General features: G+C 44.4%; 10 protein-coding genes. All 10 read right to left on the reverse strand.

Annotation, left to right across the window (positions count from 1 at the left end; genetic code table 11):
• Positions 1-3 precede the first annotated feature (3 nt).
• Positions 4-2,448, reverse strand: coding sequence for a TraG family conjugative transposon ATPase (locus AC57BQ_RS09350; protein ID WP_496406011.1), 2,445 nt, complete (start codon positions 2,446-2,448; stop codon positions 4-6).
• Between the two features lie 100 nt (positions 2,449-2,548).
• Positions 2,549-3,340, reverse strand: coding sequence for a hypothetical protein (locus tag AC57BQ_RS09355; RefSeq protein ID WP_496406012.1), 792 nt, complete (start codon positions 3,338-3,340; stop codon positions 2,549-2,551).
• Between the two features lie 13 nt (positions 3,341-3,353).
• Complete coding sequence (locus tag AC57BQ_RS09360) at positions 3,354-3,674, reverse strand: DUF4133 domain-containing protein (protein ID WP_496406013.1); 321 nt, start codon at positions 3,672-3,674, stop codon at positions 3,354-3,356.
• Positions 3,675-3,714: 40 nt separating this feature from the next.
• A complete protein-coding gene (locus AC57BQ_RS09365; RefSeq protein ID WP_496406014.1) occupies positions 3,715-9,300 on the reverse strand; it encodes a helicase-like domain-containing protein in 5,586 nt (1,861 codons plus the stop codon).
• Between the two features lie 32 nt (positions 9,301-9,332).
• Positions 9,333-9,764, reverse strand: coding sequence for a DUF1896 family protein (locus tag AC57BQ_RS09370; protein ID WP_496406015.1), 432 nt, complete (start codon positions 9,762-9,764; stop codon positions 9,333-9,335).
• Position 9,765: 1 nt separating this feature from the next.
• A complete protein-coding gene (locus AC57BQ_RS09375; protein WP_496409465.1) occupies positions 9,766-10,056 on the reverse strand; it encodes a DUF4134 domain-containing protein in 291 nt (96 codons plus the stop codon).
• A 300-nt stretch (positions 10,057-10,356) separates the two neighbouring features.
• Positions 10,357-10,836: a hypothetical protein gene (locus AC57BQ_RS09380; RefSeq protein WP_496406016.1), complete on the reverse strand. Its 480-nt coding sequence runs from the start codon at positions 10,834-10,836 to the stop codon at positions 10,357-10,359.
• A gap of 327 nt (positions 10,837-11,163) precedes the next feature.
• On the reverse strand, positions 11,164-11,646 hold the full coding sequence (locus AC57BQ_RS09385; RefSeq protein ID WP_496406017.1) for a hypothetical protein: 483 nt from the start codon (positions 11,644-11,646) through the stop codon (positions 11,164-11,166).
• Between the two features lie 223 nt (positions 11,647-11,869).
• Positions 11,870-12,538 carry a hypothetical protein gene (locus AC57BQ_RS09390; protein WP_496406018.1) on the reverse strand — a complete coding sequence of 223 codons (669 nt, stop codon included), beginning with the start codon at positions 12,536-12,538 and terminating at the stop codon, positions 11,870-11,872.
• A gap of 523 nt (positions 12,539-13,061) precedes the next feature.
• A complete protein-coding gene (locus AC57BQ_RS09395) occupies positions 13,062-13,994 on the reverse strand; it encodes a response regulator transcription factor (RefSeq protein ID WP_496406019.1) in 933 nt (310 codons plus the stop codon).
• Positions 13,995-13,996 lie beyond the last annotated feature (2 nt).

The following is a 13,996-nucleotide window of genomic DNA, read 5'->3' on the forward strand; positions in this document are numbered from 1 at the left end:
TATTTAACCTCTGTTTTTTGTTGCAGCGACCATTGCTTCAATCCCCCTTTGTACACTGCCATGTTTGGCGGCGAGCTCCAGTATTTCGACCCGTTCCCTGCCCTCGGTGGTGTAAGCATAATATTCTTCCGGACACAACTCGTTTTTGTATACTTTGATGACTTGCCCCCCGATGTCAATAAAGATCTCCCGGTTATCCTTGTTCACCGATAGCAAAATGGTTTTGCCCTTTTCAGACATACCCAGTACATCCTGTAGCTTTTCTATCTTACCCTGGAACTTGCGCATATCCATTAATATTTTGATATCTGCGTTGTTGATGATGGCGTCTTTGATCACCGGTGAGTTGATCAGATCATCGAGCTCTTGTGTACTCACGATGGGGATGCCGTTGAATTTTCGGATCGTTTTAAATGCATAGCGCAGGAACTCAGCCATACCGCTTTTGGCTATGGCCTTCCAGGCTTCATCTATTGTCAACACTTTGCGTACTCCTGGTAACTTGCGCATCTTAGAAATGAACAGCTCGGTTATGATGAGCGTGCATACCGGGAAAAGAATGGGATGGTCCTTAATCTGGTCCAGCTCAAAGACTACAAAGGGCTGACTGAGCAGTTCAAGGTTTTCAGTTGCGTTCAGCAGAAAATCAAATTCACCACCTTTATAGTACGGCCTCAGCACATACAGGAAGTTATCCATATCAAAGTCCCGTTCCTTGACCTGATGGCTTTCCAGCACTTTCCGGTATTCGGTTTCCAGGTAATCGTAAAACGAATTGAAGCCGGGGAATAAGCGGTTATTCCGCGCCAATTGTTCGTAATAGCCCTGCACGGCATTGGATAGCGCCACATATTCAGCCCTGTTAAACGTTTCGTTTTCTCCTTTCCATAAGGAAACCAGTAACGCTTTTAAACTTTCCTTTTTTTCAGTGTCGAGTACATCACCTTTGCCCAGGTAGAACGGGTTAAATTGAATTGGATTAGTTTCTTCATAGGTGAAGTAATAGCCGCCGACAAGCCCGCATAGTCCTTTATAGCTGCCACCAATATCGACGGTGACGCAATGCGCCCCCTGATCATACAGAGAACGAAGAATATGGTTGATCGTCATCGATTTACCGCCACCGGAAGTTCCGCAGCAAAGCACCCCCATATTGGAAGAGATCCCTTCCTTCCGTGGCCCGTCAAAAAGATCCACATATACCGGTTTTCCGGAACGGTCACAAAAACGGATGCCCTCGTTGGGTGCGACGCTTTTATAATTACTCTCCAGGTTCAGGAAGCAACAGGCTTGTTCGGCGAAAGTATCAAAGCTGTCATTTGCCGGAAAATCGCCGCCGTTTCCCGGGATACCGGCCCACCAGATCTGCGGGGCACCCACTGTTTCCCGTTTAGCAGCTGCATCCATAGAAGCCATAGCAGACGCCACCTGGTTTTTCATACCTTTTAGCTCTTCCTGATGATCCGACCAGATCATTACGTTAAAATGCGCTTTGACCGGAAGTCGCTGCTGGCTGATCGCCTCATTTAAAAAATTATTGGTGGCTTCCAGTGAAATCGCATTCTCACGAGAGTAAGCCGAAAGCGATTGCAGCCTGAGCCGCTTTTTTTCCAGCTGCTTAAGCATGGCCTGCCCGTCACCAATAAAAATGTACTGGTTGTAAATATGATTACAGGGTAAGAGTAGCCCCAATCCCGCTGCAAAACTGACCGGAAATTTGGTCTTGTCAGTCGAATACTGGTCATAATTGATCCTCGATCCACATAAGGACGGTAGATCTTCAGCGTCTCCCAATGTGTAAATGGCCACATGTTGATCTCCAATACGGATATCGGGTATGAACTGAATGTCATTATAAGCAACCTGCGACTCCTTTTCTGGAAGAAAGCAATAGCGTTCTATCAATCCTGGCTTTCCGGGATGGCTTTGCAAATCGCTGTTTTTCAATTGGGTCAGTTTGATCAGCCGGCTATCTTCCAGCAATCGTTTAAACTGTCCTGCCAAATCGAGGAAATCTCGTAGGGCAGCGGGTTTTAGGGTTTCCTCCGGTACCAGCGATGGTCGCAGCAAATTCGAAAAAACGGAACTACCAGACCGTCTGCCTGCCGGTTTTTTTATCAGCTGGATATAACATTCATGTTGCAGGAATGGCCTTCCGGTAAAATACCGTTCGCTGCTTTCCGTTAAAAACCCTTTATTTTCAGTATTGGCCTCAACACTATATTGCTTTTTCAGGAACCAGTCCTGCTTGTGTAATACACTGTCTTTGGGTAATACCTTAATGGCTTTTACCCAGGCCTGGTGCAATTGTTCATAATCATCATCTGATAAGGTAAATACCTCGGGCAGCTCCGCCTTATAAACCAAAGTAATTTCGCCCAATTTGGACAAGATACAATCATGTTCGACACCCATAATCGGTAGTAAATCCTTCAACTCCTTTTCCATTTTCACTTATCCTTCTTCAATCATATTACATCCTACCTCAACTCTTCTCATAACCTCTCTCTCCCGATAGCTATTGAGATGGAAAGGTCCAGGATGAGGTCTAAAAATGCGGCCGCTGTCTTGGCCGTATTCGCCTCGCGTTTTCTTCATGCTCCAGCTGTAACTTTTTGCGGTTCTGCTGGATAAGCCTCGGAACGTTTGTTTCACTGAGAGGAATAATTTCCGCTTTAAGATTTGGCTGAATTGGGTACCGGCGCAATAAGGCTTGTTCCTCGATACCATAAATTCGCGCGGTTCCTACCGGGTCAAGGCCTATCTCGTTGGGCAACTGAATCTTGACCACGCTGTCCGGAAATTCTGTCAAACCGGGATCAATGTCTACTACCTGCCTTAAAACGGGATGGTAATAGGCTTCATATTTCCATCCGTCGTGTGTTAAATCAAATGATCTCAGGCTGATAACCGGATGAAAATTATGAGCATGACGCAGCTCTTGCAAACGCAGATCGATGACAAATAACTCCCCGGCAATATTGATCATGGGTAGTGCACCGGCCATTCGCCGGTCCAGAGCTTCCTGATTTACGATAACTTCGAAATCTGTTTTCCCTTTGATTTGTTCTATGGTAAATCCGTATTTAGCGGCCATACCTTCTGGGTCAAGCTCAACCATCTGTGGAATTTTGATCCAGTTCCCGGAGACTGCATTTTCCTGAAGGTGGCTTACCTTGTCATGGGCCAGTTCATAATGGGTTCTCATATCCTTCATATCATCCAAAAAGGATATCTCTGTATTCAGATCGTTCGTTTGCCGCAATACCTGCTGTTCAATATCAACCAGAAAACTGGTCCCTTCAATGGTATAAATGGGCACCTGTCTCAAATTTTTCATCTGCTTTCTCTCCTTATCTACCTATATGTTGAAATATTTTCCGACTAAACGATTTCAATACGAGTGGTATTTGCCGCCTCGCTATCGCCTTCATTAAGCCATGTTCCCCAAATCTCCGGCTCATCGCAAAAATTTTTATGCTGATCAAAACACCGCCTGGGCCTATGATGGTCATTCCTATGATAGCCCCAACACCCAATATATACAGCAGTGCAAAAACAATCATCAACAGGATCACCATTCCGCCGAAATACCATATATATTGCGCTTTCAATCCACGGAACTCGATACTCCTATTAATTCCTTTGTTAATGGTGTAAATGCTGTATTTCATTGCCTGTTATTTTCGTATTCATAATAAACCGTATTGCTCTCTATATACTTAACCCCTTACTCTTCTTTAATTCGACACGTTCACGTGCCTCCGCGGGTTCCCTATCCATACCGTTAACAACTTTTACTGACCTGGTATCAACCGCGGTCTCCGGCGCATTCATTTGGACAATGACCGCATCTAACGACGATGCCTCGGATGGGTTATTCATATCCCGGCTCGCCCGCAATTGTTCATCTTGTAGTTCCTGCTTTTTCTGAATGCTGATAGCAATCTCCCTTTCGAGGCTGCTCAGTGAACCTTTCATTTGCTGTAATTCCGGTTCTTTTTCAAAAGGTTTAGCAATTAATGTTTCGAGTTTGGGGATAAGCTCATCTGCTTCCTGTATTTGTTTTTGATATTTTTCAACCAATCCATCTACCTTATCAATCGCATGCAGGAAATACCGGGCCGCCAACTTTTCACTATCGATATTGGGAATTCCTGAGGCATAGTCATATTTGATACCTGTTTCAGACCTTTCCGCAAAAAGCGAGTTATGATACACAGCAATGATTTTACCTTTGTGCTCAACCATTTCCTTTTCACGCCGGATAAAAAGGTCAAATCCATACTGGGTCCCAATTTTAGTTTTCCCGGTATGCCCGTCAGTTGGTTTCCAGGTTTTATACAACCTGATCAGGTGCGCGCCGATCTCGTCTGTTTTACCAGTTTTCAAACCGCCCAGGTCAATAATATTCAGTTTATTGCCATTTTTATCGAACTTCAGGTGACGTCGGTACACAGCGTGGTCGTTCATTAACCTGTCCCGCATTTGAGCCGAACGTTCCTTCCCGTCATGTAAATTTTTCAACTCGTTACGGGACCGGGCGATCTCCCTGAAATGGGCGGCCTTTAAACTTTCCATAACCGCAATCTTTTTCTCCAGCTTGGTCTTTTCCAGTAAGGAGGTATCCCCGGAAAGAATGGCAATGTATTCTGAGAAGTTCATACCGCTTTTTTCATCCATGGACCCTTCGTCAATGGAGCGTACATGTAAAGCGCAGTTCTTCATTTGGCTGATAAAGGTTTGTTTGTTCTTAAGCAGATTGAACTTGTAATTATCCAGCGATTGTTCAACTGCATAAATAAAGTTCTGTACTTTATTGCCGTAGTCGGATTTGGCCAGTTTATTTCCCTGGCGTGCTCCCCTACCGTTTCTTTGTTCGAGCTCGCTGGGCTTCCAAGGAATATCCAAATGGTGCATGGCGATCACTTTTTCCTGCACATTCAGTCCTGTCCCCGCTTTTTCTGTGCTGCCAATGAGTATTCGAATTTCGCCACGGTTCATTTTCCTGAACAACTCCGGCTTTTGCTTATCGGTCCAGTCATGGATAAAAGTGATGTGACCCGCCGGAATGTTCATGTCCTCTATTAATTTATCCTTCAGCGCGTCATAGATATTAAATACACCAGGCTTCGGTGTTCCGATATCACAAAAAACAATCTGTGTCCCGCGATGAATCTGGCTGTCCCGGTATAATTCGGCAAGTTTCCTGGCGCAAACATTCACTTTAAAGTCAGGGTGGTCTTCATATTTTGCACTATCGATCAGGCGCATATCAGCCGCCATCTTTTTGGCGTAGTTCGTCGCGATCAGCATCCTCCCCTTGTCTTCATCGCCCGTCAGTGGTGCCCGGCCAATCAAGGTAGCATCTCCGTTTTTAGCGAACGTCATCAGGTTCCTGATAAATTCACTTTGTTCCGGCGTAGGCCTGATATTGACCAGTTGCTCTTCCAATTCCGGTTTATCCAGGTTGATATGTCTGGCCGTCTTGTAGTCCGTGATCTCGTTATAAAAAAGCGCCAGTTCCGGAACTTTAATAAAATGGCGAAACCGCTCTTTGGCAATGATCTCATTGGTGACCGAGAATTCGAAATCTGTTGTCTTTTTCGCGAACACAGCCGCCCAACCGTCGAAATTCGAAACTGCTTGGCGTTCCATTTCTTTGGGCCGCAGGTATTTGAAAATAAGATACATTTCTGTGAGGCTATTGGAAATGGGTGTACCGCTCAGGAAGGTGACACAAAGGTCACTGTCAAATCTTTCCTGTAAGGTGCGGACAGCAAACAGCATATTCAACGCCTTTTGACTGCCTTCCATATTTCCCAAGCCCGCTACCCGGTCATGGCGTGTTGTAAAAGTCAGGTTCTTGAATTTATGCGATTCATCCACGAACAGGTGATCGACATCCATTTCCTTGAAATTAATACCCTTGTCCTGCTTGTGTTCTATTTCATACAACAGGCTTTTCAATTTCCCTTGTAAATTGGTTTTGCGGATCTCCAGGCCTTTCAGCATGCGCCGGGAGATCTCCCCTCCTTCTGCTTTTAGTGTTTGCAGATCAAGTTCCGTGTTGTCCAGTTCAGTTTGGAATATCTGTCGTTGGATTTCCGGTGATTGCGGGATCTTGCCAAACTGGTCATGGGTGAGGATGATACAGTCCCAGTTGTTGTTTTTGATCTCATGAAACAACCGGAGCCTTTTAGCGGGCACGAAATCATCTTCGGCCGGGGCCAGGATACGCGCGTTCGGATACGCTTTTCGGTAGGTTTCGGCGATCTGGTTTACATTCGCCTTTAAGGCCAAAATCATCGGTTTATGAACGATGCCCAGTCGTTTCATTTCCTGTGCCGCCACGATCATTGTCAGGGTTTTCCCCAGACCCACCTCGTGATCGATCAACGCTCCCCGGTTCTGCATGATACGCCAGGCGGCGTTCTTTTGGGAGATATACAGATCTTCTATACCTAAAGCCTGTTTATCCAAACCTGGAAAGGTCAGGTGATCGCCGTTGTATTCCCGCAACACGTAACAGTTGAAAGTTTGATTATACAGTTTTTCCAGGAATTTCCTTTCGGTGTCTGGCAGCTCATTTAGCCAGTTTACAAATCCGTTGCGGATACTTTCTATCTTTTGATGAGCCAGCTGTATAGCTTCATTGTCCGGGTAACGTTTAGTTTGCCCGGCACCGAGCGATACCTCATAGCTAAAATAAGGTGTGGTGTTCACCAGCGCATGTTCCAGCAAGGTGTAGGCATAGGTGGTATGGCTCCCTTTCGGACTGACGGCGTACTCCTTGACCACCTTCAGGTTACTTCCCTTCATGCCTACCTTAAAGCTGTCGCTCGATTTCATATAAGTGATCTGAACCGGTAGTTCAAAAAAATCTGTGGCAAAACGTTCATAGTAAGCCATCGGGAACCAACGTTCACCCAGATTAAAATCCAACAGTTCAAATGGAATGACCTCAGGCTGCACTTCGCGGATTGCATCCAAACTGCGTTGTATTTGCAAATCATCCGGCAAGGCAGCAGCTTGTCGTTCTGCCATAGTCAGCTTTTCAACTACGTTCCCGGACAAATAATTATCCACGGTCTCCCAAATGCGGTTTTCCGGGTTAAGATAAATATGCTTTCGCAGGCTAATGATCACTTCATCCGATGTCAGCCCAGTTGCAGAGGCGATAAATGCCAGGTCAACTTTGCCGGTATCATTCAGTCCCCTTGCCAATGCAGATACCGGGTCATCGGTCCTGTATTTTTCCTGTTGCGGAAAGACCGGTCCGTTCAAAATATCGGCAGGCAGATAGGTGTTGCCTTCTTTTCTTTCCAGGGAGGACAATACTTTAAAGCCGTCCAGATGGTCTGCCAGGATCAGTTTTCTGTTGAGCGGGCGGTTGAGTTCTCCGTATTGCAGAACAAATCTTCCATACGCTTGATTCAGCGCTTCCCGGATTGTCGGAAATGCAATTTGCTGACCCGTCTCTTTTTCATGGAGTTCGAGATAGCGATCTCGGATAACCAGGTATTGTTCATAAAAAGCTGGGTTCGTCTGGTCTTCCTGCGCTTGGAATGCCGCACGCACGTGGCTGAGGTCCGGCGCGGAGATCGTCCCGATCGTTCCCTGAAGGCTGACCAGGCTTCCCTCCCGGTGGAATACTTTTAAATCGCGATAATATTGAACCGGGTTTTGCAATAGGGCGAATGCGTTTTTAAGACTTTCGTCCCCGAAATAGAGATAGTCCTGATCATATTCTTTTAGCTGCTCCGATAATATCTTCAAACGGCCGCTTAATTGCGTCCCGGTAATCCAGAATGGAAATGCCGCGATCTCCTGGACGTTACTGATCAGTTTATATAGGTAGCGGCTTTGGGATTCATTTTGCGCGGCCAGCAAAATAATACTTTCATGCTCAGGTCGCTCTGTTGTACTGACCCTGCTGATAATCCGCGCAGTTTGCCTTTTGATCACCCGGTCATCGTGTTCCCGGAGATAGGCCAACGCACGGTTACCCTTATCGGCAGGAGTATTATCGAACAAGCCCAATTGTACAGTCTGTACCACCTCAGGCGATTCCGGCAAGTCTTGATAAGTAAATGTCTTTCGGTGAACGGCGGCCGAATTGATCAACTTCAATTGGCCTTGTTGAAAGGCTAACCGATTCCCCCGCATGGTAAGTGCAAATTTCAGAATCTCGGTCAGTTTGGTTTTGATACCGTCGATTTCATCGTTTTGCCATACCATTTCATGGGCCTGGCCATATTGATTTTTACCTGGTTTGATCTCATCTCCGCAGATTAATTCGGGATGTTTATCCAAATAGGCATTATAGCTGTAAGTACCGAATTCATTCCGGCGCTCAATAGTTTCAATCAGTTGTTCTTCCTCATGTGACAAACGTTCTTTGCCGGTGTCTTTTTGGACAAGCAGTAAATGGCTTGGTGCTTCTGTATTTCCAGTATCCTTCATAAGGTTATCGGGCATCACTACCACACTGATCAGGTTGGCATGATAAAAAAGGTACTCCCTGGCCAGCCGGTTTTCACCACTGTTAAGAAACGCCTGGGTAGTGATGTAAGCCATCAATCCTCCCTCGGCCAGTTTATCTAAACCTTTGGCAAAAAAGTAATTGTGGATCCTACCGCTAATTAATTTACTTGGAAATTCAGGGTCAAAGACCTGAAAATCACCAAAGGGCATATTGCTGACCAATAAATCTGATTGTCCGTTCTCTGATGATGACGTTTCCTCCAAACCACGGATCTGAACCTGCACGGGGATCGGAAGCGTAGCTCCCAGGGCCGTCAGCACCATTCCGGTTAATTTATCTTTTTCTATGGCGGTAACCTGTTGAAGTTCGGGAAAAACTGAAACGGCTTCCGTAACAAATATTCCCGCACCGCTGCTGGGCTCGTACACCCGTTGGGGATGGTATCCACATTCAATTAAAACGCTGTATATTGTCTGTGGAATGATTGCTGGTGTATAATAAGCGGTTAGAATGCTGTTTTTTAATAAATCCAACGTTTCTTTATATTCCAACGCTGTTAATTGATCCCGAAGCAATTCGTGAAGCTCCATGATCGATGGATATAAACGCAGGTCTGCCTGGGACGCATGCATTTCTATCCATTGCTGCTGATCACCGGCCGGGAATAATATGGCTTTAATGCCACCGAAACCAGCGTATTGCGCAAGTACGGCCTGGTCGCCTTCCTGAAGCGGTTCCCCGTTCCGGTAGGCTATCGCCACCTTGATCGCCGCGATATTATTCCTTAATTTTTCAAACTGATGGTAAGCCATTGTTCCGCACTAATCTTTCTACACTTATTTACTTATCGACTCAAGTACTCTTCGATCATGCCCATGATCGCATACTTTAATTCCCGGCTATCTTCGCTCTCCTCGCCAAACTGAAATACTTCGAAAATGGGTTCACAAGCACCGATCAGGTTGATGATCTCATAGGTGAGTATACCCTGATCACTCATGCGCCGAAATTCAGCTTCAAATTCTTCTTCCAGTAGGGCCCGCATATATTCGAAGCGCGATGGCCGCAGGTCCCTTGTCAGTTCCTCCATACACAGTGCCTCGATGACATAGACAGGCCGGTTCTCAGCGAGGAGGCCTTCATACAATTCGGTCACTGAACCAACCTTGTATTCGAGGTAATGATTCAGCCGGTGATCTTCCTGTAAGGAAATCAACAGGTCCAGATGATTTTGAACCAGGTAGCTGTACAGCTTATTGATCAATTGCTCTTTCATATTATAACCCAAAAAATGATTTAATAATAGTGGCCACCACGACCAGAAAAATACAGGAGCCAAACCAGGCGGCAGCAACTTTGGAAGTATCCTGGTCACCCGCATTCCACTTGGAATACACCTTAACGGCACCGATCAGGGCGAGTAAAGCACCGATTGCATACATCAGACTGGTGCCGGATTGAAAATAGCTACGTACCTGCGTGTTGGCTTCGTTAATACCGGCGTTCCCGTCCTGAGCATAAACCGCGAAGTTTATGATTATATAAAATAGGTTCATGATCACCAGCATCGGGATATACTTCTCTCCCAGCCAGGCCTTCCTTTTAAATTTCCCTTTCCACTTTTCCATCTTCACTGATCTTTTCTTTATATTTTATGAATGCTCTCCAAAAGCTTTCTTCTTTTGGTTAAAAATTGAGCAATAGTTTTCCAGCCCATGCCAGGCAACAGCCTTAACATGGTCACATCACCAGGTATTCGTTTTTCAATTACCGGTGTACCGTTATTAAATAATCGCGTGTTTAGCTAAACTCCCGGGTGGTGGTTCCCACCAAAGCGGCGGGAACCGGACCGGGAATCGCAAGCCATGCTAACTGCTCCACCACTGATCTACCTCTTCTTCCGTCAGCACGGCAGTGCCGGTAAGTTCACATTCCGAGACCACCATCTCCACGATTGCAGGACGATGCGGCGAGTTTTTGATCGAATGATGCGTTTGAAAAAGTGCCTTAATTTGTGTTTTTAAAGCATCCGGATAATAGGCTTTGCCAGATGCATCCGAAATACAATTTTTTAAACCGGCGATCAGCTGGTCTGCTTCGCGCATATCCTCGGGATAGTGATTATCGGGAAACTCGGCACTAAGGGTGGCTGGCCCTGTATCTGCAATTCCTGCATCGTATAAAAGCGGGTTTGCGGGTTTTGGAAACATGCCTGTTTGCGTTAAAAAACGATTCCACAATTGCAGGACGTCTATAGCATAAAAGCGTATGCCGATATAGACATAGTAGATAATTAATATGATGATAACGGCCTCCCAATAGCTGGCCCAGGATAGTTGTTTTAACATGATGCTTTTATTTTTAATACATTAATCTGTTTTTATATTCCTTCTTGATGTCTAGCGTGTTTGACGATACAAAGGAACCTAGAACTGCATCACTGTACAAGTCCAACTTTGGATTGTATCCATTTTGTATCCTTGTATCCAATTGATAATCAACTACAAAAAATCAATAATTTTCTTATATCAAGATTTCAATACCGGCGAATCATTTTTGCGGGATGTTGTAGCAAGAGAGTATTCAATCGTCAAGGCAACGAATGGGCAAAAAACAACCTCTGCTTCGAGAGGCCGGTAAAAAGTATCGGAGGGAAATGATAACAATACTTTGACTTAATGTCCGAAAGAGAAGCCCAAAAAGTAACCCATGAGCAGCGCCAGGATAATCAACGCCAACCAGATATATTGACGCTTGAGCAAATTGTTCACCTTTTGTTGAAGATTACTGATATCAGTCTCATGAGCCAGTTTTAGATTTTGCAAACGCATATTCTGTTGTTGCAATTTGGCGAGTGTCCCTCCGACAACGATCGGTCTCTGTTGCTCTGTCTGATAGCGCCTGGTGAAGCCGCCTTCCCTCAGAAACTTTTCACCTTTGAGTTTTAATATAAGTTTCTCGGGTAACTCAAAATCACCATGCTTTCCAGATTCGGCCACTAATCCTTCTCGGGTTAAGGCCTGCACCATGGCAAAAGCCGTAGACTCATCCTGATCGAAAAGTTCAAGCAATTGCAGACGCGTCAGGCTGTCCGGAATACCAAAGGCTTCCAGCATGGTGTCAAGCATCTCGCATTCGTATTCATTCAGGTCTGTCATGATCACAAAAATAACAATATCTTTTGTGTTGATTTAACCTGGGTATCAACTACGATCAGGCAGGTATTCGGGGTACTGACAATGTTAAGCAGTATTGCAAACGGGCTTGAACTGACGGAAATATCAGTAATTAAATGGTATGGTCAGCCCCCCAGTCCCTACCTATCGCCAGAGGTATATGGTACCGGCGGTTTATTTTTAGATCGCAATTGCTATTGGGGAATCATTTGTAGCCCCTGATCTTACTAATCAATTTCTCCAGGGCCTCGATCGCTATTTGTTTATCGTTTTCCTCCGGATGATAGGAATTGCTGCGCATGCTGTCCCATGAAATGTCTTTTTTGTTTTCCGTGGATAAATAAGGAACGACCGTTTTAAAGATCATACTGATAGATTTGGCTACGATAACTTTGGTGTCATCCGCTGCCCGCAAGATAATACCCAATTGATCGACAGTTAACCGGCAAAGCATTTTAAATATTGGTGGGGATGTAATACCTGGTAGGCCTGTATTTTCCGATTTAGACAACAAGGTTCCATATCGCTTTTGAATCTGCTCCTTCAATTCTTCCAGGCATACGATAATCTCCCGGATAATTGGCCGATAAGGGTTATTTATAGCGTAACCTGCTTCATTGATATGCGCCTGGTCAAGCAACAGCTGGACGGCGTGTAGATACCGGTCAGCGACGATCCGAACTTTCCGTTTCGAAAACAATCCAAATGTCGAACTTTTTAACGTTGCAAAGATTCGCCTGGTTTCCAATCGGAATTGTACAGAAAGATCTTGCTGCGGATAATTAATTGATTGTTCACTGACCGCACCTGGTTGAAGTGTAATTTCCACCACCTCATCCATCCATGAAAATGGATATCCTTTTTCATCCCTCATATGTTCCCGTCTCATTTAGGCCGTAGGGGTTCGACCCTGTTAATATTCCTTTTTTACATATTGCACCGGAAAAGATTAACAATCAATAAACAGCCTTGCAAAAACTTAAAAGTTTCAGGTGCTTTTGACATCTTCTCACGTATAATTGGTTGCTGGCACTAACAGCTTGATTTCGGATAATCCGGTGCTGTCATGTCCATCTTATTTATTTAAAAAAGTATTATTCGGAGGCACTGACAAGGATTCACCACATTCTTTTGGTGAGAATGCAGTAAATATCCTTCGCCTTAATCGAATACGGAGCCTGTTATCTATTCGCTGAATCATCATACTTAGGTTTAATGCCCTGCCTCTTCTTGTTGATAACTTCATTTATTGTCGTGGCTATAAGCTTAATATTATATTTATTAATTAATAGTTAACCACAAGGCAAAATTGCAGCTACCACACTGCTTAAACAATACGTATTTTGTCCTATTTAAATACGTCTTTAGGCATATTTTCCATAAATAAATAGGATTTTTTAAGATTCCGGTGCGAAAATCAGCTTGTGGATCAGTTCAACCCGGGAGCTGGCATGGGTTTTATGAAATAGATTTTCGACGTGCTTTTTAACGGTACCTGCCGAAATATTCAGGTTATCTGCGATCGCTTTATTCTTTAATCCTTTATGTATGAATTGCACAATTTCTATTTCTCTTTTGGTCAATCCGTAAGCAATACAATTCGCCTCAAAAAAAGTAGAGCGCTCCTGGCCGTACGATCTCAATGTCACTAAATCTGCGTATTCTTCTCTTGTTCTCCTGATTGCATTCAGGATATATATGATCGTGATCACGATGAATCCAAAATTAGTACATAAGACCTCCGTTAATTGGCTGACCTGGAACCAGGAAAAAACGGTCATAGCCGCCCAGGGTGAAACCGCACCGTAAACTGCGATCTCCTCGATTAAAGTTTTCCGGTCACTGCTTATTTTATAATGTTCATGTATCGCCCTTAATATGACCCACAATAAAATCATGGAATAAAGGAAAGGTACCACCACCCCTAATTTAATATCTACATTAAGATTTTTATTTAATGCGTAGATAATGACGAAAAATAACAGGTAGGGTAACATCAGGAACAAGGGCACACCGTATAGGGCATGCCATCGAAGAGAACGAAGGTTAAATGCTTTATAAAAATAAAACGGAAAATAAGATGCCATCAGAAAGCCGCTGCCATACGCGATAATATTCTGGGTAGTGATGGCCATATCAATTTTCGGATCGGGAAATAATCCGCCGGTAATATTATAGAATAAAAGCAGGGATAATAATATAAAATACCATAAACGAATTTTATCCTCCGGGCGGAATAAATAATAAAAAAACTGGAAGATGAACATCCCCGTTTCCAGTAATATAAATATAAAAGTGACGATGTGGATCTGCGTTCCGAATACCAGCATAA

The sequence above is a fragment of the Mucilaginibacter sp. BGA-UO-ETr-C110 genome, from assembly GCF_059567985.1.